The following is a 25,873-nucleotide window of genomic DNA, read 5'->3' on the forward strand; positions in this document are numbered from 1 at the left end:
GTCAGCGCGCCTCCAGCAGCGCCTCGGCGATCATTCCGAGGTTGGCGGCGTCCACGAGCCCCTCCCGCCTGATCCGCCCGAACGGTGCCACCACGACGTAGGTGCGCTCACCGTCCGCCGCCACCCCGTGCGGGCCCGACCCCCGGATCCGCTCCAGTTCGGCGGCGGTGACCTCGGCGGAGAACAGGTGCGCGCGGTGGGCCGACAGGCTCGCGTTCACCTGCCGGGAGCGGTGCCCGCGCAGCCGGTCGGGCGCCAGCACCAGCCCGGTCTCCTCGGCGACCTCCGCGAGCGCGACCTCGGGCGGGCCGCCCGGCCCGGAGCCGCCCGGCAGCTCGTGCACGGCCCCGTCCGCGCCCGCGCTCCGGAACTCCCGGACGAGCACGACCTGCGTCGCGTCGAGCGTCGCGCCGGGCCGGTACAGCACCACCGCCGAGATGTCCGGCCGCCCGATGACGATCTCGTTGTCCTTGACCCGGTCCTCCGCGGTCACGCGGACCCGGACGTGCAGGCCCCAGCACACACCGAACCGGAACACCACCCGCGCCCCGAGCAGCACGTTCCCCGCGTCCCGCTGCCCCGCGTACCAGCGCTGGAACGCCGCGTCCCGCCACAGCAGCAGCGGGACCTCGCGCTCCCCGGCGGTCCGGGGCGCGCCGGCGCCGATCCGGCGCAGCGCCGCCGCGACCGTCTCCGGCAGGCCGGGGGCCGTCGGCACCGCGGACTTCTCCGCGTAGTGCAGCAGGTAGCCGTTCCTCGGCGCCTCCGGCGGCGCGCCGAACACCACCCGGCCGCTGTCGTGCCACATCCCCCACTCCACGTTCGTGGTGAAGGCGGGCATGGTCGCGAGGTCGCGCGGGACCCAGAAGACGACCTCGTCGGCCAGGTGCAGGCAGCGCTCCTCCCAGTCGATCTGCCCGTCGTAGTCGTCGTAGCGGCCCTCCCGGTGCTCGGGGTCGAACACCACGAGCCGGCCGCCGCCGCGCCAGCGGGCCCGCAGCTCGGCGTGCGCGTCCGGCCGCCATGAGGCGACCCCGGGCCTCCGGGGCGTGGGGCCGGCGAGGAAGACGGCGGCGTCCCAGCGGTCCGGTGGCTCCTCCCGCGCGTGGACGAGGGTGACGCCGGTGTCCATACGGCACGTCCCTTCCGGTCGTGTGGACCGCCTACTAACGGGTAAACGCTGCTGATAACAGAATCACACTCCCGGTCAGGAGGAATCGATCATGGCTGGGACCATGCGAGTTCCGCGCACCCGAGGCGCCCTCAGCGGAATCCTGCTGATCCTGCTGGGGCTGTGGGGCGCACTGCTCCCCCTCGTCGGCCCCTACTTCCACTTCGGGTTCACGCCGGACGACACCTGGGTCTACAACACCGACCGCCTGCAGCTCAGCATCGCCCCCGGAGCCGCCGCCGCGCTGGGCGGGCTGATCCTGCTGCTCAGCGCCAACCGCGCCGTCGGGATGCTCGGCGGGTGGCTGGCCGCGCTCGCCGGCGCCTGGTTCGCCGTCGGGCCGACCCTCGCCACGCTGTGGAACGTGCCGGGCGTCGGCGCCCCGCTCGGCGCGGGCGAGGGGCGGCACATCGCCGAGCAGCTCGCCGGCTCCACCGGCCTCGGCGTCGTGATCGTGTTCCTCGCCGCGCTCGCGCTCGGCAGGTTCGCGGTGGCCGGCGTCCGGGAACGGCGACCGGACGAACCCGAGCCGCCCGGGTCGAACACCACGCAACCGCTCGTGTACGGACGCTACGCGCGCGACAACCAGCCCGGGCAGGGCCCGCCGCCGACCGGCGACCAGCACGTCGCGGGCGACACGCGCCGGGACCGCTAGCGGCCCCGGCGGCGCATGTTGCGGACCGACTTGGTGGTCTCGTAGCTGCCGCGCTCGTCGTCGAGCCGCACATCGTCGCGGTCGGTGAACATGGCGACGAAGGCGACCAGCAGTCCGACGCCGCCGATCCAGGGCTCCCGCCATGCGAAGCTGAGCGCCACGCAGGCGACGGCGACGGCGATGAGCAGCAAGAGCTTCACGTCACACCCCTCGACCGCGTCCCGGCGCCGGGGGGCCCGGACGCCCGGACGTTGCGAACGCGTCCGTCGCGGAATCAGTGAGTAATGGAAGACTTACCGTCCCGCAGATGCATCCTGCCACGGAGGCGGCCCGCCGGGGAAGATCCACGGCGGGCCGCGCGCGTGATATTTCGGCTACTTCTTGCCCTTGCCGCGCTTTTCGCGGATCTTCATGGTGATGTCGAGGGGCGTCCCGTCGAACCCGAACTCCTCCCGCAGCCGCCGCTCGATGAACCGCCGGTAGCCCTCCTCAAGGAAGCCCGACGTGAACAGCACGAACCGCGGCGGCCGCACCCCCGCCTGGGTGGCGAACAGCACGCGCGGCTGCTTGCCGCCCCGCACCGGGTGCGGATGCGAGTTCACCAGGTCGGCGAAGAACTGGTTCAGCTTGGACGTCGGGACGCGGGTGCCCCAGCCGTCCAGGGCCGTCTCGATGGCCGGCACCAGCTTCTCCATGTGCCGGCCGGTCCGGGCGGAGATGTTCGCCCGCGGCGCCCAGCGCGCGGTGTGCAGCTGCCGGTCGATCTCGCGTTCGAGGTAGTGGCGGCGCTCCTCGTCGAGCAGGTCCCACTTGTTGTAGGCGATGACCAGCGACCGGCCCGACTCGATCACCATGGAGATGATCCGCAGGTCCTGCTCGGCGAGCGGCTGGTCGGCGTCCACCAGCACGACCGCGACCTCGGCCCGCTCCAGCGCCGACCGCGTGCGCAGCGTCGCGTAGAAGTCGGCGCCCTGGTTCTCGCGGTGGCGGCGCCGGATCCCGGCGGTGTCGATGAACCGCCACGTCTTGCCGCCCAGTTCGATCAGCTCGTCGACCGGGTCGCGGGTCGTGCCCGCCACCGAGTCCACGACCGCGCGGTTCTCCCCCGCCAGCTTGTTCAGCAGGCTCGACTTGCCGACGTTCGGGCGGCCCAGCAGCGCGACCCGGCGCGGCCCGCCGATCTCGCCGAACGTCTCCGCCGGGGGCTCCTCGGGCAGCGCGTCCAGCACCGCGTCGAGCAGGTCGCCGCTGCCGCGCCCGTGCAGGGCGCTGACCGGGTGCGGCTCGCCGATGCCGAGCGACCACAGCAGCGACGCGTCGGACTCGGCGCCCACGTCGTCGACCTTGTTGGCGACCAGCACCACCGGCTTGCCGGACCGGCGCAGGATCTCCACCACGGCCTCGTCCACGTCCGTGGCGCCGACGGTCGCGTCCACCACGAACATCACCACGTCGGCCAGCTCGACCGCCAGCCGCGCCTGCTCGGCGATCGCCGCGGCCAGGCCGGAGGAGTCCGGCAGCCAGCCGCCGGTGTCGACGACGGTGAACCGGCGCCCGCTCCAGGCCGCGTCGTAGGCGACCCGGTCGCGGGTCACGCCCGGGACGTCCTCCACGACGGCCTCGCGGCGGCCGAGGATCCGGTTGACCAGGGTGGACTTGCCGACGTTCGGCCGCCCCACCACGGCCACGACCGGCGCGGGGCCCGCGTCCTGGTCGACGTCCTCGACGGCGTCCACCGTTTCGATCTCGAAATCGCTCACTGTCACATTCCCCGGCGGGGACCGTCAGGCCGCCCGCTCACTCATGCTCTTTGGCGAGGCGGACGACCGCCTCGATGACCTCGTCCAGACTCAGCCCGGTCGAGTCGATCTCGTGCGCGCCCGCCGCCTTGGCCAGCGGCGACGCCTTGCGGGTCGAGTCCAGCCGGTCGCGCCGCTCCTGCTCGGCCCGCGTGACCGTCACCGACGCGCCCGGGTCGGCGGCCAGATCCTTCGCGCGGCGCGCGGCGCGAACCTCGGCGCTCGCCGTCAGGAACACCTTGACCGGCGCCTCCGGCGCGACGGCCGTCCCGATGTCGCGCCCCTCCACCACGATCCCGCCCGCCCCGATGATCTCGCGCTGGAGCTCCACGAGCCGGGTGCGCACCGCCGGGACGGAACTGACGGCGCTGACCGCGTTGGTCACCGCGCGGGTGCGGATCGGGGCGGACACGTCCGTCCCGTCCACCGTGATCGTCGGCGCCGCCGGGTCGGTGCCGGACTCGATCACCGGGTCCTGCGCGCGGGCCGCGACGGCGGCGCCGTCCTCGACCGGCACGCCCTTCTCCAGCATCCACCACGTCATGGCGCGGTACATGGCGCCCGTGTCCAGGTAGCGCAGCCCGAGCGTCCGGGCCACGCCCTTGGACGCGCTGGACTTCCCCGACCCGGACGGACCGTCCATGGCGATGACGAGCGGCACGATCGCTCCCTCTCTGTTCGTCGTGAAGCGGGCGGCGCTCGTCTGCGCGCCGGCGCGCAGAAGCCCCTTGGAACCGGTCTTCGGCGCTCCAGATTACCGGCCCCCCGGTACCACTGCGGCCTAGCCGGGCACCGACCAGCCGCGGCCGCGCAGCTCCTGCGCCAGCCGCTCGGCCGCCTCCGGGACGACCGACAGCTCCAGCACGCCGAGCGGGCGGCCCGGTGAGTGCTCGATGGTCACGTCCTCGATGTTGACCCGCGCGATCCCCGCCGCCTGGAAGATCATCGCCAGTTCGCCCGGCCGGTCGGGGATGACCACCTGGACGGTCGCGTAGGCGGGCTGGTCGCCGCCGTGCTTGCCGGGGATGCGGGACCGGCCCGCGTTCCCGCGCAGCAGCAGGTCGGCGACGTGCGTGGCGGCCTCCTCGCTGCCGTCGCGCAGCAGCGACGCCGCCACGGCGAGATCGGTGGCGACGGCCTCCAGCACGTCGGCGACGGGCGCGGAGTTGGCCGACAGGATCCCGATCCACAGCCGGGGATCGCTCGCCGCGATCCGGGTGACGTCCCGCACGCCCTGCCCGGACAGGCCGAGCGCCACGTCGTCGGCGCCGGTCAGGCGGGCGGCGACCGCGGCCGACACCACGTGCGGGGCGTGGGACACCAGCGCGACGGCCCGGTCGTGCTCGGCGGCGTCCACCCGCACCGGCATCGCGCCGCACGCCTTCGCCAGGCCGGTGACGACCTCGACCGTCTCCGGCGTCGCCTCCGGGGTCGCGCACAGCGCCCACGGGCGGCCGAGGAACAGGTCGGGCCGCGCCGCGCCCGGTCCGGACCGCTCGCTCCCGGCGAGGGGATGGCCCGCCACGAACGTGGTCAGGTCACAGCCCAGCTCGGCCGCCTGCGCCAGCGGCAGCGCCTTCACGCTGGCCACGTCGGTGTAGGCGGTCGCCAGGCCGCGCTTCTGCGCGTCCAGCAGCGTCACCGCCACCGCCGCCGGCGGCACCGCGAGGACCGCCAGGTCGGCGGGCTCCCGCCGCGCCCCGTCCGGCAGCGCCTCGCCCGCGCCCAGCTCCACGGCCAGGGCCAGCGCCGCCGAGTCCCGGTCGGTCAGCAGCACCTCGGCGCCGCGCTCCCGCATCGCCAGGGCGATCGACGTCCCGATCAGGCCCGTCCCGACCACGACGATCCGCCGCGCCACCACGTCCTCGCTCACGTCCGAAACCCTACTGTGCGATGTCCAGCCGGAGCGCCGTCGCGCCGCGCAGGTACACGTGCTGGACGTCGGAGCGGGGACGGTCCGTCGCGATGTGCGCCATCAGCCGTATGACCCGCGGCAGCGCGCCCGGGACGCCGATCTCGGTGGCGCACAGCAGCGGCACCTCGTGGAACCCGAGCTTGCGGGCGGCGAGCGCCGGGAACTCGGCCGTCAGGTCCGGCGTCACCGTGAAGACGACGCTGATGACATCGTCGGTGGTCAGCTCGTTTCGGGCCATCACCTCGGTGACGAGCTCGGTCGTCGCCTCCAGGATCTGGTCCCGGTCGTCGGCGTCGATCTGCGTCGCGCCACGAACCGCGCGTACCGCCACAGTCGTACCTTCCCTTCGCGTCCGGTGTCCCGGTGCCTCTACAGCCCGACGGCCTTGTACAGCTCGCCGACCTCCTGGACGGTGAGCGCCCGCATGCCGCCCGGCTTCAGCTGGCCCAGCTTGATCGGCCCGAACTCGATGCGGGCGAGCTGCTGGACGGGGAAGCCGACCTCCTTCAGCAGCCGCCGCACGATGTGCTTGCGCCCCTCGTGCAAAGTGATCTCCACCAGGACGCGCCGGCCGACCTGGTCGAACACGCGGAACTTGTCGGCCTTCGCGGGACCGTCGTCCAGGGTGACCCCGGCCCTGAGCCGCTTGCCGAGATCGCGCGGGATCGGGCCGTGGATCTCCGCCAGGTAGGTCTTGAACACCCCGTAGGAGGGGTGGGTCAGCCGGTGCGACAGCTCGCCGTCGTTGGTGAGCAGGATCAGGCCCTCGGTGTCGGTGTCCAGCCGCCCGACGTGGAACAGCCGCTCGGGCACCTCCACGTAGTCGGCCAGGGACTTGCGGCCCCGCTCGTCCGCCATCGTCGACACCACGCCGCGCGGCTTGTTGATGGCGTAGTAGCGCATCTCGGACCGGGTCTCGACCCGCTTGCCGTCCACGTGGATGACGACGCGCCGGGGATCGACGCGCTCGCCGAACCGGAACACCTTCTTCCCGTTGACGGTGACGCGGCCCTCGCCGATCAGCTCCTCGCAGTGGCGGCGGCTGCCGATCCCGGCCTCGGCCAGGACCTTCTGCAGGCGTACGCCCTCGTTCTCGCTCACGCGTCCTCAACTATCTCGTCTGGAAGGTCATCGGGAAGGTAGGGGGCGAGCTCGGGCAGCTCGTCGAGGTCGCGCAGCCCCAGGCGCTCCAGGAAGTACCCGGTGGTCCGGTAGAGGTGGGCCTGCGACTCCGGGTCCTGCCCGGCGTCCTCGATCAGGCCGCGCAGCGTCAGCGTCCGCATGACGCCGTCGCTGTTGACGCCGCGGATCGCCGACACGCGGGCCCGGCTCACCGGCTGCCGGTAGGCGACGACGGCGAGCGTCTCCAGCGCGGCCTGGGTGAGCCGCGCCTGCTGCCCGTCGGTGACGAACCGCTCCACCACCGGGGCGCAGACGTCCCGGGTGTAGAACCGCCAGCCGCCGGCGACCTCCCTGAGATCGAACCCCCGGCCCTGCTCGGTGTATTCCGCGGCCAGCTCCCGCAGCGTCCCGGCGACCTCGCCGCGGGGCCGCTCCAGCAGCTGCGCGAGCGTCATCTCGGTGACCGGCTCGTCCACCACGAGCAGGATCGCCTCGATCGAGGCGCGCAGCCCCGGAAGCTCCGGCGCGGCAGCGCCGGGTTCCTCACTCATCGTCTCCCTCGTCCTTCCGGCTCTTCTCGTCGGGTCCGGCGGCGTCCCCGGCGGCGCCCTCGGCCGGGTCCTTCTTCGGGGCGCCCTCGTAGTCGTCGCCGACCTCCACGTCGCCGTCGTCGGCGCCGGTCCAGGTGACGTGGAGCTCGCCGAGGGGCTCGTGCTGCTCGAACGTGACGGCCTGCTCCCGGTACAGCTCCAGCAGCGCCAGGAACCGGGCGACCACCTCGTAGGTGCCCTCCGCGTCGGCCGCCAGGACGCGGAAGGTGGTCCGGCGGAGCCGGCGGAGCCGCTCCACGACGATCGCGGCCTGCTCCTTGACGCTGGCCCTCGGCTGGTACATGTGCTCGACCGAGACCGACGGCGGCGCCTTCGGCGCGAGCGCCTTGGCGGCGAGCCGGGCGAACTCCTGCGGGCCGAGGCCGAGCAGCACCTCCGGCAGCAGGTTGGCGAACTTCGGCTCCATCGGGACCAGGCGCGGGAACCGGCGGCTCGCGTCGGCGACGCGAGCGGCGATCACCCGCGCGACCTCCTTGTACGCCCGGTACTGCAGCAGCCGCGCGAACAGCAGGTCGCGGGCCTCCAGCAGCGCCAGGTCCTCCTCGTCGTCGACCTCGCCGGACGGCAGCAGCCGGGCGGCCTTGAGGTCCAGCAGGGTCGCGGCGACCAGCAGGAAGTGGCTGGCCTGGTCGAGGTCCCACTCCGCGCCGTGCGAGCGGATGTGGGCGATGAAGTCGTCGGTGACCTTGTGCAGCGACACCTCGGTGATGTCGAGCTTGTGCTTGGAGATCAGCCCGAGCAGCAGGTCGAAGGGGCCCTCGAAGTTGTCCAGGCGGACGCGGAACCCCTGCTCCTCCTCGGTCTCCCGCCCCGGCTCGGGCGACGTCGCGTCCACGTCGCTCACGGTAGCGGAGAGCTCCTCGTGCGCTGTGCTCACCGGCCCCATCGTCCCATGCCCCGGCCCGCGCTCGCACCAGCCGCGATCACCGGCGGTGACGGGGCGCCCGGCCGCGCCGCTACTTCCCGATCATCCGGTGCACGAGGTTCTCGGTGTAGGCGCGGGTGAACCTGTCGGCGGGCCCGTTGATCTCTACCCGGCCGCCGCTGATGGCCTGCATCACCTGCGCGGGCTCCGACACGAGGGTGCCGCCCACGAGCATCGCCATCCGCCCGGCGGGCTCCCGGGCGGCGAAGGCGTCGGCGGCCCTGCGGGTCAACTCGGCGAAGGCGGGCGTGTCCGCCGAGGTCAGCGTCAGCGCGACGGACCAGCCGGGACTGCCGCGCGCCGGGTCGGGCGGGACTGCTTCGATCCCCTCCAGCCGGCGCACCGCCAGGGTGTCCGGACCCAGCGTGTAGCACTCGGAGGCGCCGGTGACGGTGACGGCGCCGCCCGCGCACGGCGGGGCGGACACGCCCGCCACGAGCCGGAACGTCAGCGGCACGCGCAGGTCGACCGGGCCGGACGAGGCGGCGGCCGGGGAGTCGTCGCCGTCGGCGCGCAGGGCCAGGTAGGCCCCGAGGCCGCCGACCGCGAGCACCACCACGGCCACCACGGCGACCAGCACGATGACCAGCGGGCCCGGCCCCCGGGCGGGCGAGGGCGGCGGCAGGGCGCCGGGTGGCGTGCCGTACGGGATGGGCGGGGGGTGGCCCATGATGCGCTCCGTCGGGGTCAGCGGCCGCTGGGCGGCCTCACTCGAACTCCGCCCATCTGATGAGGACCTCCCGGGCCAGGCTGCGGTAGGCGTTCGCGCCCATCGAGTTCGGGTCGAAGAAGGTGATCGGCTCCCCCGCGACGGTCGCGTCGGGGAACCGCACCGTGCGGTTGATCACGGTGTGGAACACCTTGTCGCCGAACGCCTCGACGATGCGCCCGAGGACCTCGCGCGTGTGCAGCGTCCGCGAGTCGTACATGGTACCGAGGACCCCGTCGATGACCAGGCCCGGGTTGATCCGGCCCTGCACCTTCTCGATCGTCTCCATCAGCAGCGCGACGCCGCGCATCGCGAAGTACTCGCACTCCAGCGGGATCAGCACGCCCTCGCTGGCGGCCAGCGCGTTCACGGTCAGCAGGCCGAGCGAGGGCTGGCAGTCGATGAGGATGTAGTCGTAGTGGTCGACGGCCGACTTCAGCGCGCCCTGCAGGATGTACTCGCGGCCGACCTCGTGGACGAGCTGGACCTCGGCGCCGGACAGGTCGATGTTGCTCGGCAGCAGGTCCATCCCGTCGACGCCGGTCTCGATGACGATGTCCTCCCACTCGGTGTCGCGTTCGAGCAGCAGGTTGTGGATCGTCACTTCGAGCTGGCGCGGGTCGCCCTTGCCGAGGCCCACCGACAGGGCGCCCTGCGGGTCGAAGTCGACGAGCAGGACACGGCGGCCGTACTCGGCGAGCGCGGCGCCCAGGTTGATCGTCGTGGTGGTCTTGCCGACGCCGCCCTTCTGGTTGCAGACGGCCACGATCCGGCCGGGCCCGTGCTCGGCCAGCGGCTCCGGTTCCGGGAACACCGGCACGGGTCGCTGCGTGGGCCCGAGGGCACGGCTCGGATCGGTCTCTATGGTGGCGGAGGAAAGGACTCCATCCGCACCGTTAGTGCTGGTCACCAGATCCCTCCCCGGCGGCCTGGAAATGCCATCCAGAACGGGGACTCTAGGCCCGTCCACCCCGTCGCTCAAGCCGACGCGCAACGAACGTCGGGATTTGTCGATGTGTCGGATGGCCCGATTCGTCCCTTCGTGCGTGTCCGCCGCCCCCGGCGGGCGGTCAGTTCCGCCCCCGGCGGGCGGTCAGTTCCGCGCCCGCGGGTGGGAGGTCGCGTAGACCTCGCGCAGCAGCTGGACGGTGACGAGCGTGTAGACCTGCGTGGTGGTGACCGAGGCGTGTCCGAGCAGTTCCTGGACGACGCGGACGTCGGCTCCACCGTCCAGCAGGTGCGTGGCGAACGAGTGCCGCAGCGTGTGCGGAGACACCTCCGACAGCTTCGCCCGGTCGGCGGCGGCGCGCAGCACCATCCAGGCGCCCTGCCGCGACAGCCGGCCGCCGCGCGCGTTCAGGAACAGCGCCGGGCCGCCCCGCCCGGCGCCGGCCAGCTCGGGGCGAGCCCGGACCAGGTAGGCGTCCACGGCCTCGCGGGCGTAGTCGCCGATGGGCACGACCCGGGCCTTGCCCCCCTTGCCGGCGACGCGGGCGAACCCGTCCCGCAGGTCGAGGTCGTCGACGTCCAGGCCCACGGCCTCGGAGATGCGCGCGCCCGACCCGTAGAGCAGCTCCAGCAGCGCGCGGTCGCGCAGGCCGCGTGCGGTGCCGGGGTCGCCGGACGGCCCGGCCGCCGCGGCCAGCAGCCGTTCGACGTCCTCCAGCGAGATCGCCTTCGGCAGCCGGCGGGGCGGCGTGGGCGGCTTGACGTCGTGCGCGGGGTCGCCGGCGGCGAGGCCCTCGCGCAGCGCGAACCGGTGCAGCCCCCGGACCGCCACGAGCGCCCGCGCCGCGGAACCCGCCGACAGCGGCGGATGGTCCTCGTCGCCCTCGCGCAGGCCCACCAGGAACGCGCGGACGTCCTCCTCGGTGACCTCCCCCACCGCCTCCCGTCCCCGTCCCGCCTGCACCTGCGCGTAGCGGCGCAGGTCGCGGCGGTAGGAGCTGAGCGTGTTGGCGGCGAGGCCGCGCTCGACGGCCAGGTGCCCCAGGTAGGCGCGCACGGCCGAGTCGAGCGCGGACCCGGCGCGGGCGTCGCGTGCGGTACTCCGGGAGGACGGGCTCGGGGACAGGGCGGCACCTCTTCCGGCCGTGGGCTCCGGGGACCCGCCCATCATGCCCCCTCCGGCGACCGGAGGGGGGCCTCATCCGGCTCAGTCCTCCGGCGCGTCGACGGGGCGCAGATCCGCGAAGCCGGAGTCGCGTGCGGCGCGCACCGCGAGGACCCCCATGCACGCGATCATGTTGTGCAGCTCACCGGCGAACACCTTGCGGACCGCCTCCTCCAGCGGCACCCACACGACCGGCATGTCGGCCTCCTCGTGGACGCGCTCGAAGTCGATCTGGTCGGCCGGGACCTCGGTGAGATCGCGCGCCAGGAAGATCCGGATGCGTTCGTCGGCCATGCCGGGCGACGGGAACACGTCGATCAGGGTGTCCCAGCGTTCGGCGCGGTATCCGGCCTCCTCCAGCAGCTCGCGCTGGGCGAGCTCGTGCAGGGGCTCGCCCGCCACGTCCCGCAGCCCGGCGGGCGCCTCCCACAGCTGCCGCGCCACCGGGTGCCGGTACTGCCGCAGCAGCAGCACCCGGTCGCGGTCGTCGACGGCGATCACGCCGACCGAGCCGGTGTGCTCGATCACGTCGCGGGCGACGGCCTCGGCGGCCTCGCCGCGCGGCATCTCGACCCGGTCGCTGCGGACGTTGAAGACGCGGCCCCGGAAGACCGTGGAGGACTCCACGACCTTCCAGCGGTCGGGACGGTCGCGGACGTCGCCCGGGCTCAGCTCCTCGCCGCCGCTCATGAGGCGCTCACGGCCCCTGTGCCGCCCTCGTCCGCGCGCGCCTCGGCGTAGTCGAGGGCGGCGGACACGAGGCCGGTGAACAGCGGGTGCGGGCGGGTCGGGCGGGACCGGAACTCCGGGTGCGCCTGGGTCCCGACGAAGAACGGGTGCTGCTCGCGGGGCAGCTCGACGTACTCGACCAGGCGGCCGTCGGGCGACAGACCCGAGAACCGCAGCCCGGCCTGCTCCAGCCGGTCGCGGTAGGCGTTGTTGACCTCGTAGCGGTGCCGGTGCCGCTCGGACACCTTCGCCTCCCCGTACAGCTCCCGGACGACCGACCCGTCGGCCAGGTCGGCCGGGTAGAGGCCGAGCCGCATCGTGCCGCCCATGTCGCGCTCCCCGGCGACGACGTCGAGCTGGTCGGCCATGGTGGCGACGACGGGGTCGGCGGTGGTGGCGTCGAACTCGGAGCTGCCGGCGCCGGCGAGCCCGCCGAGGGTCCGCGCGGCCTCGATGACCATGCACTGCAGCCCGAGGCAGATGCCGAGCAGCGGGACGCGGTTCTCCCGGACGTGCCGGATGGCGCCGAGCTTGCCCTCGATGCCGCGGACGCCGAACCCGCCGGGGACGAGGACGCCGTCGACGCCGTCCAGCTCCCGCTTGGCGCCCTCGGGGGTCTCGCAGTCGTCGCTCTTCACCCAGCGGATGTGCACCTTGGCGTCGTTGCCGAACCCGCCGTGCCGCAGCGCCTCGGTGACCGACAGGTACGCGTCGGGCAGGTCGATGTACTTGCCGACCAGCGCGATCGTGACCTCGCGGGCGGGCTTGTGGACGCGGCGCAGCAGCTCGTCCCAGGCGCCCCAGTCCACGTCGCGGAACGGCAGGTCCAGGCGCCGCACCACGTAGGCGTCCAGGCCCTCGGAGTGCAGCACCTTCGGGATGTCGTAGATGCTGGCGGCGTCCACCGCGGACACCACGGCCTCGCGGTCCACGTCGCACATCAGGCTGATCTTGTGCTTGAGCCCGTCGGTGATCGGCCGGTCCGACCGGCACACGATCGCGTCGGGCTGGATGCCGATGGAGCGCAGCGCGGCGACCGAGTGCTGCGTCGGCTTGGTCTTCAGCTCGCCGGACGGGCCGATGTAGGGCAGCAGCGACACGTGCAGGAAGAAGCAGTTCTCCCGGCCGATCTCGTGCCGGATCTGCCGGACCGACTCCAGGAACGGCAGCGACTCGATGTCGCCGACCGTCCCGCCCACCTCGGTGATGACCACGTCGACGTCGCCGTCGTCGGCCATCCCGCGGATCCGGTCCTTGATCTCGTTGGTGATGTGCGGGATCACCTGCACGGTGTCGCCGAGGTACTCCCCGCGCCGCTCCTTGGCGATCACGTTGGAGTAGACCTGCCCGGTGGTGACGTTCGCCGACCCGTGCAGTTCGGTGTCGAGGAACCGCTCGTAGTGCCCGATGTCCAGGTCGGTCTCGGCGCCGTCGTCGGTGACGAAGACCTCGCCGTGCTGGAACGGGTTCATCGTGCCGGGGTCGACGTTGAGGTAGGGGTCGAGCTTCTGCATGGTGACCCGGAGGCCGCGGAGGGCGAGAAGCCGCCCGAGGCTGGACGCCGTCAGACCCTTGCCGAGGCTCGAGGCGACACCGCCGGTGACGAAGAGATGCTTGGTAGGACGTGATCTACCAGTGGATGCCGAAGGCAAGAAGTCGCTCCCGTGGTCGTTGCGAGGCGGACGGTACCGCACTGCCCACGGGCCTCTAGCTTATTGCATTTCTCTCCTCCTTCGGCCCCGGGGGGCCTCTATCGTCGAGAAACGCGGCGATCGCTGCGCTTTTCGGCGTGTCTCTCCTACTTCGGCCCCGGGGGCCTCCATCGTCGAGAAACGCGGCGATCGCTGCATCGCTCCGGCTCGCCCATGGGCTCGCTGCGCGATCAGGTTCTCGCAAGCTCGAACCTGTTTTCGGACGCGATCGCAACGTTGGCGTCGTCGCGTGGTTGCGGCGATGGCCGGCCTTGTAGTGGTTCGCCGCGGCCCTTGGCGCGGTGGCCGCGGGCGTTGGTACCGGGTCCGTTGGTGCGGCCGCCGTGGTCGCCGTGGTCGTGGTGCCGGCGCCGCCGAGCCCTTACAGGCGGGGGGTGGCGGCGGTGGGCATGATGGTGCGGAGTTGCCTGGTCAGCTCGTCGATCAGGGAGCGGGCCTGGTCGGCGGCCTGGCGGGCCGCGTCGCGCTCCTGGGACAGTTCGGCGATCTGCGCGCGCTGCTCGGTGACGGCCTGCGCGAGCTGGTCGACCCACTGGTCGCGCTCGGCGAGCTTCTCGGCGACGGCGTCGCGCTCGGCGGCCAGCTGCCGCATCGCCGCCACGGTCTGGTCGCGCTCGCGCCCGGCCTGGTCGGCGCGGCCGCGGGCCAGGGTGAGTTCGGACTCGGCGCGCGCCTGCGCCTGGACGGCCCCCTCCCGGGCCCGCTCGGCCGCCTCGCGCGCCTTGGCGCTGCCGTCGCGTTCCCGCTCGGCCTTCTTGGCGGCCTCCAGCGAATGGGCGGCCGTGTCGAGCGCCTGCTGCCGCTCGGCCTCGGCGACGTCGGCCCGTCCGGCCGCCTCCTGGGCGCGGCGCTCGGCGTCCTGCACCCGCCGTTCGGCCTCCTGCGCGCGGCGCTCGTTCTCCTGCGCGCGTCGCTCGGCGACCTCGGCGCGGCGCCGGGACTCGTCGGCCTCCTTGCCCGCCGCGACGACGGCGTGCTGCAGGTTCTGCGCGCTCATCTCGGCGTCGGTGACCTTGGCGCGCAGCGCCGACAGCTCGGCGTGCGCGGTCTCCAGCGCGCGGGACAGCTCCCCGGCCTGCTCGGCGACGCGGTCGCGCTCGGTCTCGGCGGAGCGGCGGCCGCCGACGGCGTCCTCGACGGCGCGCAGGGCGTCGTCGCGGGCCTCGCTCATGGCGTCGCGCTGCTGGATCGCCTGCCGGACGGTCGCCTCGGCCTCGGCGACGCGCCGCTCGGCCTGCTCGGTCTGGGCCTGCAACTGCTCCATCTGCGCGCGGGCCTGCTCCACCTGCGCGCGCGCCTGGTCGGCCTGGACCCGCGCCTGCTCGGCCTGGCCGCGGGCCTGGTCGGCCTGGACGCGGCCCTGCTGGGCCTGGTTCCAGGCGGCGGCCGCGTCGCGCTGGGCGTTCTCCTTCTCGGTCTGGAGCGCCGCGATCTGCGTGACGGCCTCGTTCTGCACCTCGGCGGCGCGGCGCTCGGCGTCGGCGACCTGGCGCTCGGCGTCGACGGCGCGGCGGTCGGCCTGCTCGGCCTGGCCCCGGGCGCGCTGCACCTCGCCCCAGGCGGCGGCCGCGTCGCGCTGCGCCGACTCCTTCTCCGCCTGCACGGCCGCGATCTGCGCCGCCGTCTCGTTCTGCGCCTCGGTGACGCGGCGCTCGGCCTCGACGGCGCGGCGGTCGGCCTGCTCGGCCTGGCCCCGGGCGCGCTGCACCTCGCCCCAGGCGGCGGCCGCGTCGCGCTGCGCCGACTCCTTCTCCGCCTGCACGGCCGCGATCTGCGCCGCCGTCTCGCTCTGCGCCTCGTTGACCTTGCGCTCCCCGGCGGCGAGCGCGTCGCCGATGAGGTCGGCCATCTGGCGGAGCCGCTCGACGATGTCCCAGGGCTGGGCCTCGGCCTGCTCGACGTCGGGGCGCACGATCTCCCCCGTCTGCCCGTGCCGGCCCGGCTGCGCGGGCTGACCCGGCTGGCCGGCCTGCGCGGGCTTGGACATCTGGAGGGGCTGCTGGGCGGACGGCAGCGCCTGCTGCGCGCCGCCCGGGTCGCGTCCCATGGCGGGCCAGGGAGTCGCCGCGTCGGGGACTCCTCGGGAACCGCCGGATCCGTTCAGCTCGCTCACCGGTCTCCTCGCCTCCCGGACGGGAGCGGACCGACCGGCGGCACGCCGCTCGCCCTGCTCGCAGCGTTCCCGGCCCGACGGCCCGTCACTTCGCTCACGTGTCTCCTCGCCCGGCGGCGCGCGGCCGCGTTCGCGGGGGTCGTTGTGCACATCTCGCTCGCTCCGCTGCCGGCCCTGTGGCTCCTCGCTTCGCTCACTAGGAGCACTCTAGTCCCGACCAGCGGAACGTTTGCCCAGTTTGGGGTTTGCCCTCTCGGCGCCCGCCCTGCGTTCGCGCACGCAGGACGCCTGATCGCCGTCCGCGCGGCCCGTCCGCGAGGTGCCGTGGGTCACATCCGGCCGCGGCGCGGACCGGATGGAACAATCGCGCCCCATGGAGCTTCGCACGCTGTACCCGCCGATCGAGCCCTACGACTCCGGGCTGCTCGACGTCGGCGACGGAAACCGTATCTACTGGGAGGTCTGCGGGAACCCGGACGGCAAGCCCGCGGTGATGCTGCACGGGGGGCCGGGCGGCGGGTGCAGCCCGGCGCACCGCCGGCAGTTCGACCCCGAGGCGTACCGGATCGTCCTGTTCGACCAGCGCAACTGCGGCCGCAGCCTGCCGCACGCGAAGGACCCCGAGGTGTCGCTGGAGAGCAACACCACCTGGAACCTGGTCGCCGACATGGAGCGGCTCCGCGAGCACCTCGGCATCGAACGCTGGCTGGTGTTCGGCGGGAGCTGGGGCAGCGCACTGTCGCTGGCGTACGCGCAGAAGCACCCCGACCAGGTGACCGAGCTGGTGCTGCGCGGCATCTTCACCCTGCGGCCGTTCGAGCTGTACTGGTTCTACCAGGAGGGCGCGTCGCTGCTGTTCCCCGATCTGTGGGAGAAGTACGTCGAGCCCATCCCCGAGGACGAGCGCGAGGACCTCATCTCCGCGTTCCGCGAGCGGCTCGACTCGCCGGACCCGCAGGTGCGGATCGCGGCCGCGAAGGCGTGGGCGACGTGGGAGGGCTCCACGCTCACGCTGCGGCCGGACCCGGAGATGGCCGGCGGCTTCGGCGAGCCGGAGTACGCGGTGGCGTTCGCCCGCATCGAGAACCACTACTTCAGCAACGGGGGGTTCCTGGAGGAGGACCAGCTGATCCGGGACGTGGACAGGATCCGCCACATACCGGCCGTGATCGTGCAGGGCCGCTACGACGTGTGCACGCCGGTCGCGACGGCGTGGGACCTGCACCGCGCGTGGCCCGAGGCGGACTTCCACATCGTCGACGACGCGGGGCACGCCTACAGCGAGCCGGGGATCCTGCACCACCTGATCGAGGCGACCGACCGTTTCGCCGGGAAGATATGACTCTTCGTCATAGAGTGACGACAACGCGTCATCGGGCAGGGAGAGACCGGGCCTGAATCGGTCTCACCACAAATGAGCTTCAGAAGGTCCGCAACCGGGCCGGGGTCCGGTTTCCTCGCCCGGCCCCGGCCACCCGGAAGCGGACCGATATCCACATTCCCTGTCCCGTTAGCAACCCTGGCCTTACCCTCTGGATAGCGCACCTGCCCCCGAGGGTCAGCGCAGACGGCCTCGCGGAGCGCTTCGGCCCACACCCGCCCCACCTCGCCCGCTCGCCGCCCGACCTCCCGCGATGCGAAGTGACGCCCGCCGCACCCGCCCCGTTGACAGGCGATCCATGTGACTTACCTCACATAACCGATACAGAAAAGCACTCCTGGCACCGCGGCGAAACGTTAAGGTCGCATTCAGGAAGCATGCTGGCAACATCTCCGGCGCACCCGGCAGTACCTCCTGCGTATCCCGGGGAAAAGCGGATCGCGGCCCGCCTCAAAACCGCCCAAATTGCACCCGAATCGGGAAAGCCCTCAGTCATACCCGCTGGCGACCAGCCCAAACATCTCGTCGATAACATCTATCTGCGATCACCGCGCGAGATTCGCTAAATTGCCTGGACATGGCAGCGCAACCCCTGGAATCACCGACCCGACGCCCCGGGAAGAACGAGACGAACGCGGAAGTGCAACTCCAGGAGCCGAGCCTCGCCGATGGACCCGCGCTTTGGCGGCTCGCCCGGGACTCACGAGTCCTGGACGTCAACTCGCCGTACAGCTACGCGCTCTGGTGCCGCGATTTCGCGGACACTTCCATCGTCGCGCGCGACGGGGCGGGCCCGTGCGGCTTCATCACCGGCTACGTCCGCCCGTCCCGTCCGGACACGTTCTTCGTATGGCAGGTCGCGGTCGACCGCGACCACCGCGGCCAGGGCCTCGCCCGCCGCATGCTCGACAGCCTGGCGGACCGTCTCGCCCCCCGCGGGCTCGAGTACATGGAGGCCACGGTCACGCCGGACAACGCCGCCTCCACCGCGATGTTCGAATCCTTCGCCAGGGCCCGCGGGAGCGAGCTCGCCCGCAGCCCGCTGTTCGCCGCGGAGCACTTCCCCGAGGGGGGACACGAGCCCGAGGTGCTCTTCAGGATCGGCCCGATCGCCGCCGCGAACTGACCCACGCTCCACGCCCCCATCCGCTCCTCTCCGACCCTGCCTGGAGGCAGACATGGACGTTTTCGACCGCATGGAATCGGAAGTCCGCGGCTACTGCAGAAGCTGGCCCACGGTGTTCACCACGGCACAGGGCAGCCACATGACCGACGAGAACGGCAAAAGCTACCTCGACTTCTTCGCCGGCGCCGGAACCCTCAACTACGGGCACAACAACCCGGGGCTGAAACGCCGGCTGATGGACTATCTCGCCGGCGACGCAGTCGTGCACGGCCTCGACATGTACACCTCGGCCAAGCGGGAGTTCCTGGAACGCTTCAACGAGTACGTCCTGGCGCCCCGCAACCTCGACTACAAGGTCCAGTTCCCCGGGCCCGCGGGGAACAACTCGGTCGAGGCGGCGCTGAAACTGGCGCGCAAGTACACCGGCCGCGAGACCGTCGTCAGCTTCACCAACGCCTTTCACGGGATGACGCTCGGCGCGCTCGCCGTCACCGGCAATTCGATGAAGCGCACCGGCGCGGGCGTGCCGCTCGGGCACGGCGTGGCGATGCCCTACGACAACTACCTCGACGGCAGGACGCCCGACTTCCTGCTCTTCGAGACGATGCTGGACGACAGCGGCAGCGGCCTGGACAAGCCCGCCGCCGTCATCGTGGAGACCGTGCAGGGCGAGGGCGGCATCAACGTGGCCACCGCCGAGTGGCTGCGCGGCCTGCAGGATCTGTGCCACCGGCAGGACATCCTGCTCATCGTCGACGACGTGCAGATGGGCTGCGGCCGCACGGGGCCGTTCTTCAGCTTCGAGGAGGCCGGGATCACCCCGGACATCGTCTGCCTGTCCAAGTCCCTGAGCGGCTACGGGCTGCCCTTCGCGATCACGCTGATGAAGCGGGAGCTGGACGTGTGGGAGCCGGGCGAGCACAACGGCACCTTCCGCGGCTTCAACCCCGCGTTCGTCACCGCCGTCGGCGCGCTGGAGGACTACTGGACCGGCGACGACTTCGAGAAGCAGACCCTCGCCAAGGGCCAGCAGGTCCAGGCGGCGCTGAACGAGATCGCGATCGCGCACGCCGGCGCCATCGACTCCGTCCGCGGCAGGGGCCTGGCATGGGGGCTGGTGATGAAGGACCCGGAGGCGGCGCCGAAGGTGTGCGGCGAGGCGTTCGCCCGCGGGCTGCTGATGGAGACCTCCGGCCCCGAGAGCGAGGTCGTCAAGATGCTGCCGCCGCTCACCACGACCGAGTCCGAGCTGGCCACCGGCCTGGAGATCATCGCCGACTCGGTGGAGGCCGTCCGCCAGAAGATCACCGCCTGAGCCGGACCGGCACCGAAAGAACAGAGGAGTTTCAATGATCGTTCGTTCCCTCGGAGAGATCATCGGCACGGAACGCGACGTGCAGGCGCCGACCTGGTGCAGCCGCCGCTTCGTGCTGGCCAAAGAGGGCGTCGGGTTCTCGCTGCACGAGACGATCCTGTACGCGGGCACCGAGACGAAGATGTGGTACGCCAACCACATCGAGGCCGTGTACTGCGTCGAGGGCCAGGGCGAGCTGACCAACGACGAGACGGGCGAGAAGCACAAGATCGAGCCGGGCGTGATGTACCTGCTCGACGGCCACGAGCACCACACCCTGCGCGCCCACACCGACGTGCGGACCGTCTGCGTGTTCAACCCGCCCTGCACCGGCCGGGAGGTCCATGACGAGAACGGTGTCTACCCCCTGCTGACCGAGGAGGACGCATGAGCATCATCGAGTCCCATCCGACGATCGACGACGCCTACCCCACCCGCAAGGCCTCCGAGGCCGCGCTGCTGTACCGCCAGGACCCGGTCGTGTACGGCGAGGCGAAGGACGGGCCCATCGACGGCGCGACCCTCGACTCCTTCGAGGCCAACGGGTTCCTCTCCGTCGACCAGCTGATCGCGCCGGAGGAGGTCGAGGACTACCGGGCCGAGCTGCGCCGGCTGTCGTCGGACCCGCAGGTCCTGGCCGACGAGCGCACGGTGACCGAGCGCGGCTCGGACGAGGTCCGCTCCATCTTCGAGGTGCACAAGCTCAGCGAGGTGTTCGCCGAACTCGTCCGCGACCCCCGCATCGTGGGCCGGGCGAGGCAGATCCTCGGCTCGGAGGTTTACGTGCACCAGAGCCGGGTCAACTACAAGCCAGGTTTCACCGGCAAGGACTTCTACTGGCACTCGGACTTCGAGACCTGGCACGCGGAGGACGGCATGCCCCGGATGCGCGCGGTGAGCATATCCATCGCGCTCACCGAGAATTTCGTGCACAATGGCGGGCTAATGATCATGCCCGGCTCGCACAAGACCTTCGTGGCCTGTGTCGGGGAGACTCCGGACGACCACTACAAGGAGTCCCTGCGCGGCCAGGAGATCGGTACGCCCGACCCCAACAGCCTGTCGATCCTGGCCGACAAGCACGGGATCGAGCTGTTCACCGGCCCCGCGGGCTCGGCGACCATGTTCGACTGCAACTGCATGCACGGCTCTAACGGGAACATCACCCCGTTCCCGCGCTCCAACGTGTTCGTCGTGTTCAACAGCGTCGAGAACACGTGCGTCGAGCCGTTCTCCGCACCCGCGCCCCGTCCCTCCTTCATCGGCGCCCGCGACTTCACCCCCGTCGGAGCCGGGAGCGCTCCGGAGGCCGCGGCCGGACGTCCCCCGGCGGAGGGCACCGCCGGCGCCTGAGCCTAACAATTCGATAAACCGACCCACCCGCTCCGCGCCCGCAAGGGGGCCGTCCGGCCTCCCTGCGGGCGCGGAGCTCACCCATCAGGAGTTCGACGATGACTTCTTCGAGACGCGACTTCCTCCGCACCGCCGTGCTGCTGTCCGCCGCGGCGCCGCTGGCCGCGGCGGGCTGCTCCACGACGGATCCGGAGAAGGAGAAGACCGGCGGCGGCACCCTGCAGAAGGCCAAGGACGCCGGCACGATCACGGTCGGGTTCGCCAACGAGGCGCCCTACGGCTACACCGACAAGTCCGGGAAGCTGACCGGTGAGGCGCCCGAGCTCGCGCGCGCCATCTTCAAGAACCTCGGCATCGACGAGATCAAGGGCGTCCAGGTCGACTTCGGGGGGCTCATCGGCGGGCTCAACGCCAAGCGCTTCGACGCGATCGCCGCCGGCATGTTCATCACGCCCGAGCGGTGCGCCTCCGCGGCGTTCGCCAATCCCGAGTACGTGGCCAAGAGCGCCTTCATGGTGCCCGAGGGCAACCCGAAGGGCCTCAAGGCCGCCGAGGACCCGGGCAGGAAGGGCGTCAAGGTCGGCGTGCTCACCGGCGCCGTCGAGGCCGACTACGCCGAGAAGACCGGCGTCAAGAAGGGCGACATCAAGACGTTCGCCGACCAGGCCAGCGCCTACGAGGGCCTGAAGGCCGGGCGCATCGACTGCATCTGGCTGACCCGCATCTCGCTGGCCGACCTGCTGACCAAGCACAAGGGCGAGGGCTTCGAGGTCACCGACGCGTTCACCCCCGTCATCGACGGCAAGGAGCAGCTCGGCGCCGGCGCGTTCGCGTTCCGCAAGGCCGACACGGACCTGGTGAACGCCTGGAACGGCGAGCTCGCCAAACTCCAGCAGGGCAACAAGCTGCTGCCGGTCCTGCAGCCGTTCGGCTTCACCCAGGCGGAGATGCCCGGCCCGAACGACACCGCCGCCAAGTTCTGCCAGGGCTGACCCGTGTCCGAGGTCCTCGACAGCTATCCCCAGTGGCTGGACGGGGCGTGGGTCACCATCCGGCTCACCCTCCTCGGCGGCGTACTGGCGCTGTTGCTCGCGCTGCTGTTCGGGATGGCCGGCACGTCGCGCCACGCGGGTGTGCGCGTGCTCAACCGCGTGTACGTGGAGTTCTTCCGCGGCAACGCCACACTGGTGCTGCTGTACTGGTTCTTCTACGCCCTTCCCCTGATCGGTCTCCGGTTCTCCACGATGTTCGCGGCCGTGCTGGCCCTCGGCCTGAACGTCGGCGCCTACGGCGCCGAGGTGGTGCGCGGATCGATCAACGCAGTCCCGAAGGCGCAGTACGAGGCGACGATCGCGCTGAACTTCACGCCGTTCCAGCGCATGCGGCGCGTGCTGCTGCCGCAGGCGTTCGCGCTGATGCTGCCGCCGTTCGGCAACCTGATCATCGAGCTGATGAAGGGCACCGCCATCGTGTCCCTGGTGGGCCTGGTCGACCTGACCCGCGTCTCCAAGAACATCCAGGGCAGCACCGGCCAGACCGTCGCCGCGTTCACGGTCGTGCTCGTCCTGTACTTCGTGATCGCGCAGGTGCTGCAGCTGTTCGTCCGCTACGCCGAGCGGCGCGTGGACCGGATGCTGGGCCGCAGGCTGCCCGCTGAGCCGTCCCTCGGGACGATCGCGGCCGGCGCCCCCGGGGCGGGGGTGAGCTCCTGATGAGCTGGGACTGGCACTACTCCGGCGAGATCCTCCCCGACCTGCTGGACGGGCTGCGCTACACGCTGATCGCGACGCTGCTGGGCTATGTGATCGCCCTGGTCCTCGGGCTGGTGTGGACGCTGCTGCGCCGCTCCCCGAGCCGGGTCTTCAACCAGGTGGTCCGGTGGGTCACCGAGTTCATCAGGTCCACGCCGCTGATCCCGCAGCTGTACTTCGTCTTCTTCGTGCTGCCCGCCTGGGGCATCACCATCGGGTCCCTCACCGCGGGCACCATCACCCTCGGGATCCACTACTCGACCTACACGGCCGAGGTGTACCGGGCCGGGATCGCCGACGTCCCCAAGGGGCAGTGGGAGGCGTGCACCGCGCTGAACCTGCCGCGTTCGCGGGTGTGGCTGGACGTCGTCCTGCCGCAGGCGATCCGGCGGGTGATCCCGACGCTCGGCAACTACCTCATCGCGATGTTCAAGGACTCGCCGCTGCTGCTGGCGATCAACGTCTCGGAGCTGCTGTTCTCCGCGTACCAGGTCGGGTCCAAGACCCTGCAGTTCCTGGAGCCGATCACCATGGTCGGCCTGTTGTTCGTCGTGGTCAGCGTCATATCCTCGATACTCGTCCGCCGCCTGGAGAGGCGTTATGCCACCAATTGACACCGACGCAGTCGACCCCGGGGACGCGGCGGACCGCCCGCCCTCGGAGGGCGCCACCGCGGCGCAGGGCCCCGCCCCTGGCGAGGCGGCCGCCGGAGCGGGCGCCTCCACGCAGAAGGACGCCGCCACGAAGGCCGAGCCGGGCGCGGAGCTGCCGCGCGGCGAGGCGCCGGGCATCCGCTTCGAGAAGGTGGTGAAGCGGTTCGGCTCCAACGCCGTGCTCCGCGAGCTGGACTTCACCGTGGCACCCGGGGAGCGGGTGACGCTCATCGGGCCGAGCGGGTCCGGCAAGACCACGATCCTGCGGCTGCTGATGACGCTGGAGAAGCTCGACGAGGGGCTGATCTGGATCGGCGACGAGACGCTGTGGCACATGGACCGCGGCGGCAAGCGCGTCCCGGCGAACCAGAAGCACCTGCACGAGATGCGCAAGCAGGTCGGCATGGTGTTCCAGCAGTTCAACCTGTTCCCGAACATGAACGTGCTGCGCAACCTCACCGAGGGTCCGGTGCGCGTGCTCGGAGTGTCCAAGGACGAGGCGGTCGAACGGGCCCGCGGCCTGCTGGACATGGTCGGCCTGTCGGACAAGGAGAACGCGCACCCCACCCAGCTGTCGGGCGGCCAGCAGCAGCGGGTGGCCATCGCGCGGGCGCTGGCCATGCAGCCGAGGGTGCTGCTGCTGGACGAGGTCACCTCGGCGCTCGACCCCGAGCTCGTGGTCGGCGTCCAGGACCTGCTGCGCGACATCGCCCGGCAGAGCGACCTGACCATGCTCTGCGTCACCCACGAGATGGCCTTCGCCAAGGACATCTCCGACCGGGTCCTGATGTTCGACCAGGGCCAGATCGTCGAGGAGGGCCCTCCGGACCGGATCTTCGGCGAGCCGTCCGAGCAGCGCACCCGCGACTTCCTGCAGGCGGTCCTCGCCTCCTGACCGGTCCTGGCCCGCCGGGCGGGACCGTGTCCCGCGCGTCGCCCGCGTCCCCGTCGCCCCGGGGACGCGGGCGACTCCCGTTCCGGGGGGCGGCCGCGCCGGGCGGCGTCCGGCCTCCCGGTCACCCCGCCCGCACCCGCACCGAACGCGATTCTGTACCGTGGCGCCCACGGACGAGGAGAGCGGGGCGATGGGCACTTCGATCGTGGGGCTCGGCATGACCGAGCTCGGCAGGGTGTACGGGCGCAGTCCCCGGCGGCTCGCCGCCGACGCGGTGCGGCTGGCCGCAGCCGACGCGGGCCTGGCGCTCGGCGACCTGGACGGCCTGCTGGTCAGCCACGGCATCGGCGGTTCGCCCGGGATCGAGCTGGCCGACACGCTCGGCCTGCGCGACCTGCGGCTGCTGGCCCTGGTCAACTCCTACGGGGCGACGGCCGGGGCGATGGTGTCGTACGCGGCCATGTCGGTGCTGAACGGTTCGGCGACCACGGTGGCGTGCGTGTTCGCGGACGCGCCGCTGAAGCCGAAGCAGTCGGCGGGATCGGCCTACGACCGCGCCGCCGGCACAGGGCCCGGGGCCGCGCCCGGGAAGACGGAGTGGTACGGGTTCGGCGGGATGACGGCGGCGCTCGGCCTGCGCAGCGTGAACTCCCACTACGCCCTCGCCGCGCAGCGGCACATGGCCCGCTACGGCACGACGAGCGAGCAGCTCGGCGCGATCGCCGTCGCGACCCGGCGGTGGGCCGCCGGCAACCCGCTCGCGCAGTTGCGCGAGCCGATCACCATCGAGGACCACCAGCGCTCCCGCTGGGTGTCCGAGCCGCTGCACCTGCTGGACTGCTGCCTGGTGTCCAACGGCGCCGTCGCCGTCATCGTGACGAGCGCGGACCGGGCCCGCGACCTGGCGCGCCCGCCCGTCCACCTGTGGGGATGGGGGCAGGGGCACCCGGGGCACCGCAGGGAGCGCGGCAGCGACTTCGGCCTGACGACGGGCGCCGCCGCGTCCGGCGCGGCGGCGATGAAGATGGCCGGCGTCACCGCCGCCGACGTGGACGTGTGCGAGCTGTACGACTGCTACACCTACACGGTCCTGGTGACGCTGGAGGACTACGGGTTCTGCGCCAAGGGCGAGGGCGGCGCGTTCGCCGCGTCCGGCGCGCTCGGGCCCGGCGGGTCGCTGCCGACCAACACCGGCGGCGGGCAGCTGTCGGCGTACTACATGTGGGGCATGACGCCGCTGTCGGAGGCCGTGATCCAGGCGCGGGGGGACGGCGGGCAGCGGCAGGCGCCCTGCACCGACGTGATCCTCGTCAGCGGGAACGGCGGGATCCTCGACCACCACTCCACGCTGGTCGTCAGCCCGCACGAGAAGGGGGCCTAGCCATGGAGACCGGCGTTCTGCGGCGGGACGGGCGGACCGACCCGTTCTTCGACGGCACGGCCGCCGGCCGGCTCGTCGTCCGGCGCTGCGAGGCGTGCGACCGGTGGTTCGCGCCGGACGCGAGCGGCTGCCCCGGCTGCGGCGAGGAGGACCTCGGCTGGGCCGAGGCGAGCGGCGCGGCGACCCTGGTGACCTGGACGATCCTGCCCAAGGAGCCGCCCGTGTTCCTGGCGCTGGTCGAGCTGGCCGAGGGACCGTGGCTGCACGCCCGCCTGGACGGCGTGGAGCGCGCGGACCTGCGCGAGGGGCTGGCGCTGCGCGCCGCGTTCGAGCATCCGGACGAGGGCGAGTCGTACGTGCTGTTCCGGCCCTGGACCGAACGCGGTTCGGTCCGTTAGCGTCGGG

27 protein-coding genes are annotated in these 25,873 nt (G+C 72.3%); 12 read left to right on the plus strand and 15 right to left on the minus strand.

Translation table 11 applies throughout. The features are described from left to right. Position 1 precedes the first annotated feature (1 nt). Entirely contained in the window at positions 2–1,132 is a 1,131-nt protein-coding gene (locus tag CHC11_RS14205; RefSeq protein WP_089312193.1) for a nucleoside 2-deoxyribosyltransferase domain-containing protein, read from the minus strand. A gap of 91 nt (positions 1,133–1,223) precedes the next feature. Here CHC11_RS14205 and CHC11_RS14210 point away from each other — a divergent pair, with 91 nt between their 5' ends. Next, complete coding sequence (locus CHC11_RS14210) at positions 1,224–1,826, plus strand: hypothetical protein (RefSeq protein WP_143227066.1); 603 nt, start codon at positions 1,224–1,226, stop codon at positions 1,824–1,826. On the opposite strand, the gene CHC11_RS14215 is transcribed toward CHC11_RS14210, so the two are convergent. The 14 genes from CHC11_RS14215 to CHC11_RS14280 all read right to left on the minus strand — a co-directional run bounded on the left by CHC11_RS14215 (position 1,823) and on the right by CHC11_RS14280 (position 15,574). Beyond that, the gene (locus CHC11_RS14215; protein ID WP_089312195.1) at positions 1,823–2,026 is read right to left on the minus strand and encodes a hypothetical protein; all 204 of its coding nucleotides are present in this window, start codon (positions 2,024–2,026) and stop codon (positions 1,823–1,825) included. The two genes, CHC11_RS14210 and CHC11_RS14215, sit on opposite strands and share 4 nt — an antisense overlap. Positions 2,027–2,200: 174 nt before the next feature. Then, positions 2,201–3,586, minus strand: a complete 1,386-nt coding sequence (gene der, locus CHC11_RS14220; RefSeq protein WP_089312196.1) for a ribosome biogenesis GTPase Der — start codon at positions 3,584–3,586, stop codon at positions 2,201–2,203. A 37-nt stretch (positions 3,587–3,623) separates the two neighbouring features. Beyond that, entirely contained in the window at positions 3,624–4,286 is a 663-nt protein-coding gene (gene cmk / locus CHC11_RS14225) for a (d)CMP kinase (protein WP_089312197.1), read from the minus strand. Positions 4,287–4,406: 120 nt separating this feature from the next. Then, positions 4,407–5,498, minus strand: coding sequence for a prephenate dehydrogenase (locus tag CHC11_RS14230; RefSeq protein WP_245919201.1), 1,092 nt, complete (start codon positions 5,496–5,498; stop codon positions 4,407–4,409). Positions 5,499–5,508: 10 nt separating this feature from the next. Then, positions 5,509–5,871, minus strand: a complete 363-nt coding sequence (aroH, locus tag CHC11_RS14235; RefSeq protein WP_089312198.1) for a chorismate mutase — start codon at positions 5,869–5,871, stop codon at positions 5,509–5,511. Between the two features lie 38 nt (positions 5,872–5,909). After that, complete coding sequence (locus CHC11_RS14240) at positions 5,910–6,641, minus strand: pseudouridine synthase (RefSeq protein WP_089312199.1); 732 nt, start codon at positions 6,639–6,641, stop codon at positions 5,910–5,912. After that, positions 6,638–7,213: an SMC-Scp complex subunit ScpB gene (scpB, locus tag CHC11_RS14245; RefSeq protein WP_089312200.1), complete on the minus strand. Its 576-nt coding sequence runs from the start codon at positions 7,211–7,213 to the stop codon at positions 6,638–6,640. Before scpB ends, CHC11_RS14240 begins: the two co-directional genes overlap by 4 nt. After that, positions 7,206–8,108 (minus strand): segregation and condensation protein A, encoded by a 903-nt coding sequence (locus CHC11_RS14250; protein WP_245919281.1) that lies wholly within the window; start codon positions 8,106–8,108, stop codon positions 7,206–7,208. Before CHC11_RS14250 ends, scpB begins: the two co-directional genes overlap by 8 nt. A 121-nt stretch (positions 8,109–8,229) precedes the next feature. Then, positions 8,230–8,868, minus strand: a complete 639-nt coding sequence (locus tag CHC11_RS14255) for a hypothetical protein (RefSeq protein ID WP_089312202.1) — start codon at positions 8,866–8,868, stop codon at positions 8,230–8,232. Positions 8,869–8,905: 37 nt separating this feature from the next. Then, on the minus strand, positions 8,906–9,772 hold the full coding sequence (locus CHC11_RS14260) for a ParA family protein (protein WP_245919283.1): 867 nt from the start codon (positions 9,770–9,772) through the stop codon (positions 8,906–8,908). A gap of 228 nt (positions 9,773–10,000) precedes the next feature. Then, the gene (locus CHC11_RS14265; protein ID WP_245919203.1) at positions 10,001–11,026 is read right to left on the minus strand and encodes a site-specific tyrosine recombinase XerD; all 1,026 of its coding nucleotides are present in this window, start codon (positions 11,024–11,026) and stop codon (positions 10,001–10,003) included. A 36-nt stretch (positions 11,027–11,062) separates the two neighbouring features. Further along, positions 11,063–11,710: an NUDIX domain-containing protein gene (locus CHC11_RS14270; RefSeq protein ID WP_089312204.1), complete on the minus strand. Its 648-nt coding sequence runs from the start codon at positions 11,708–11,710 to the stop codon at positions 11,063–11,065. Then, positions 11,707–13,401: a CTP synthase gene (locus CHC11_RS14275; RefSeq protein WP_089312576.1), complete on the minus strand. Its 1,695-nt coding sequence runs from the start codon at positions 13,399–13,401 to the stop codon at positions 11,707–11,709. The genes CHC11_RS14270 and CHC11_RS14275 overlap by 4 nt, the downstream gene beginning before the upstream one ends. A 421-nt stretch (positions 13,402–13,822) precedes the next feature. Next, positions 13,823–15,574: a coiled-coil domain-containing protein gene (locus CHC11_RS14280; RefSeq protein WP_143227067.1), complete on the minus strand. Its 1,752-nt coding sequence runs from the start codon at positions 15,572–15,574 to the stop codon at positions 13,823–13,825. 373 nt (positions 15,575–15,947) lie between these two features. On the opposite strand from CHC11_RS14280, the gene pip reads away from it, so the two are divergent. The 11 genes from pip to CHC11_RS14335 all read left to right on the plus strand — a co-directional run bounded on the left by pip (position 15,948) and on the right by CHC11_RS14335 (position 25,866). Continuing rightward, positions 15,948–16,916, plus strand: a complete 969-nt coding sequence (gene pip, locus CHC11_RS14285; RefSeq protein ID WP_089312206.1) for a prolyl aminopeptidase — start codon at positions 15,948–15,950, stop codon at positions 16,914–16,916. 616 nt (positions 16,917–17,532) lie between these two features. Then, on the plus strand, positions 17,533–18,081 hold the full coding sequence (gene ectA / locus CHC11_RS14290) for a diaminobutyrate acetyltransferase (protein WP_089312207.1): 549 nt from the start codon (positions 17,533–17,535) through the stop codon (positions 18,079–18,081). A gap of 52 nt (positions 18,082–18,133) precedes the next feature. Next, entirely contained in the window at positions 18,134–19,396 is a 1,263-nt protein-coding gene (gene ectB, locus CHC11_RS14295; RefSeq protein WP_089312208.1) for a diaminobutyrate--2-oxoglutarate transaminase, read from the plus strand. Positions 19,397–19,430: 34 nt separating this feature from the next. Continuing rightward, positions 19,431–19,826 (plus strand): ectoine synthase, encoded by a 396-nt coding sequence (locus CHC11_RS14300; protein ID WP_089312209.1) that lies wholly within the window; start codon positions 19,431–19,433, stop codon positions 19,824–19,826. Continuing rightward, positions 19,823–20,788 (plus strand): ectoine hydroxylase, encoded by a 966-nt coding sequence (thpD, locus tag CHC11_RS14305; protein WP_089312210.1) that lies wholly within the window; start codon positions 19,823–19,825, stop codon positions 20,786–20,788. Before CHC11_RS14300 ends, thpD begins: the two co-directional genes overlap by 4 nt. Positions 20,789–20,886: 98 nt before the next feature. Beyond that, positions 20,887–21,780 (plus strand): ectoine/hydroxyectoine ABC transporter substrate-binding protein EhuB, encoded by an 894-nt coding sequence (ehuB, locus tag CHC11_RS14310; RefSeq protein ID WP_089312211.1) that lies wholly within the window; start codon positions 20,887–20,889, stop codon positions 21,778–21,780. Positions 21,781–21,783: 3 nt separating this feature from the next. After that, a complete protein-coding gene (gene ehuC, locus CHC11_RS14315) occupies positions 21,784–22,500 on the plus strand; it encodes an ectoine/hydroxyectoine ABC transporter permease subunit EhuC (RefSeq protein WP_089312212.1) in 717 nt (238 codons plus the stop codon). Then, positions 22,500–23,153: an ectoine/hydroxyectoine ABC transporter permease subunit EhuD gene (ehuD, locus tag CHC11_RS14320; protein WP_179278853.1), complete on the plus strand. Its 654-nt coding sequence runs from the start codon at positions 22,500–22,502 to the stop codon at positions 23,151–23,153. Before ehuC ends, ehuD begins: the two co-directional genes overlap by 1 nt. Further along, entirely contained in the window at positions 23,140–24,087 is a 948-nt protein-coding gene (ehuA, locus tag CHC11_RS14325) for an ectoine/hydroxyectoine ABC transporter ATP-binding protein EhuA (protein WP_245919205.1), read from the plus strand. The genes ehuD and ehuA overlap by 14 nt, the downstream gene beginning before the upstream one ends. A 190-nt stretch (positions 24,088–24,277) precedes the next feature. Further along, positions 24,278–25,468 carry a thiolase family protein gene (locus CHC11_RS14330; protein WP_089312214.1) on the plus strand — a complete coding sequence of 397 codons (1,191 nt, stop codon included), beginning with the start codon at positions 24,278–24,280 and terminating at the stop codon, positions 25,466–25,468. Between the two features lie 2 nt (positions 25,469–25,470). Then, complete coding sequence (locus CHC11_RS14335) at positions 25,471–25,866, plus strand: Zn-ribbon domain-containing OB-fold protein (RefSeq protein ID WP_089312215.1); 396 nt, start codon at positions 25,471–25,473, stop codon at positions 25,864–25,866. Positions 25,867–25,873: the final 7 nt, after the last annotated feature.

Origin of the sequence: Actinomadura mexicana, assembly GCF_900188105.1 — a bacterium.
Taxonomy (GTDB): Bacteria; Actinomycetota; Actinomycetes; order Streptosporangiales; family Streptosporangiaceae; genus Spirillospora; species Spirillospora mexicana.

Bases quoted from the DNA above. Each gene is read 5' to 3' on its own strand.
- CHC11_RS14205 (WP_089312193.1), bottom strand. From the start codon at position 1,132: ATGGACACCGGCGTCACCCTCGTCCACGCGCGGGAGGAGCCACCGGAC.
- CHC11_RS14210 (WP_143227066.1), top strand. From the start codon at position 1,224: ATGGCTGGGACCATGCGAGTTCCGCGCACCCGAGGCGCCCTCAGCGGA.
- scpB (WP_089312200.1), bottom strand. From the start codon at position 7,213: ATGAGTGAGGAACCCGGCGCTGCCGCGCCGGAGCTTCCGGGGCTGCGC.
- CHC11_RS14255 (WP_089312202.1), bottom strand. From the start codon at position 8,868: ATGGGCCACCCCCCGCCCATCCCGTACGGCACGCCACCCGGCGCCCTG.
- CHC11_RS14265 (WP_245919203.1), bottom strand. From the start codon at position 11,026: ATGATGGGCGGGTCCCCGGAGCCCACGGCCGGAAGAGGTGCCGCCCTG.
- CHC11_RS14270 (WP_089312204.1), bottom strand. From the start codon at position 11,710: ATGAGCGGCGGCGAGGAGCTGAGCCCGGGCGACGTCCGCGACCGTCCC.
- pip (WP_089312206.1), top strand. From the start codon at position 15,948: ATGGAGCTTCGCACGCTGTACCCGCCGATCGAGCCCTACGACTCCGGG.
- ectA (WP_089312207.1), top strand. From the start codon at position 17,533: ATGGCAGCGCAACCCCTGGAATCACCGACCCGACGCCCCGGGAAGAAC.
- ectB (WP_089312208.1), top strand. From the start codon at position 18,134: ATGGACGTTTTCGACCGCATGGAATCGGAAGTCCGCGGCTACTGCAGA.
- CHC11_RS14300 (WP_089312209.1), top strand. From the start codon at position 19,431: ATGATCGTTCGTTCCCTCGGAGAGATCATCGGCACGGAACGCGACGTG.
- thpD (WP_089312210.1), top strand. From the start codon at position 19,823: ATGAGCATCATCGAGTCCCATCCGACGATCGACGACGCCTACCCCACC.
- ehuB (WP_089312211.1), top strand. From the start codon at position 20,887: ATGACTTCTTCGAGACGCGACTTCCTCCGCACCGCCGTGCTGCTGTCC.
- ehuD (WP_179278853.1), top strand. From the start codon at position 22,500: ATGAGCTGGGACTGGCACTACTCCGGCGAGATCCTCCCCGACCTGCTG.
- ehuA (WP_245919205.1), top strand. From the start codon at position 23,140: ATGCCACCAATTGACACCGACGCAGTCGACCCCGGGGACGCGGCGGAC.
- CHC11_RS14330 (WP_089312214.1), top strand. From the start codon at position 24,278: ATGGGCACTTCGATCGTGGGGCTCGGCATGACCGAGCTCGGCAGGGTG.
- CHC11_RS14335 (WP_089312215.1), top strand. From the start codon at position 25,471: ATGGAGACCGGCGTTCTGCGGCGGGACGGGCGGACCGACCCGTTCTTC.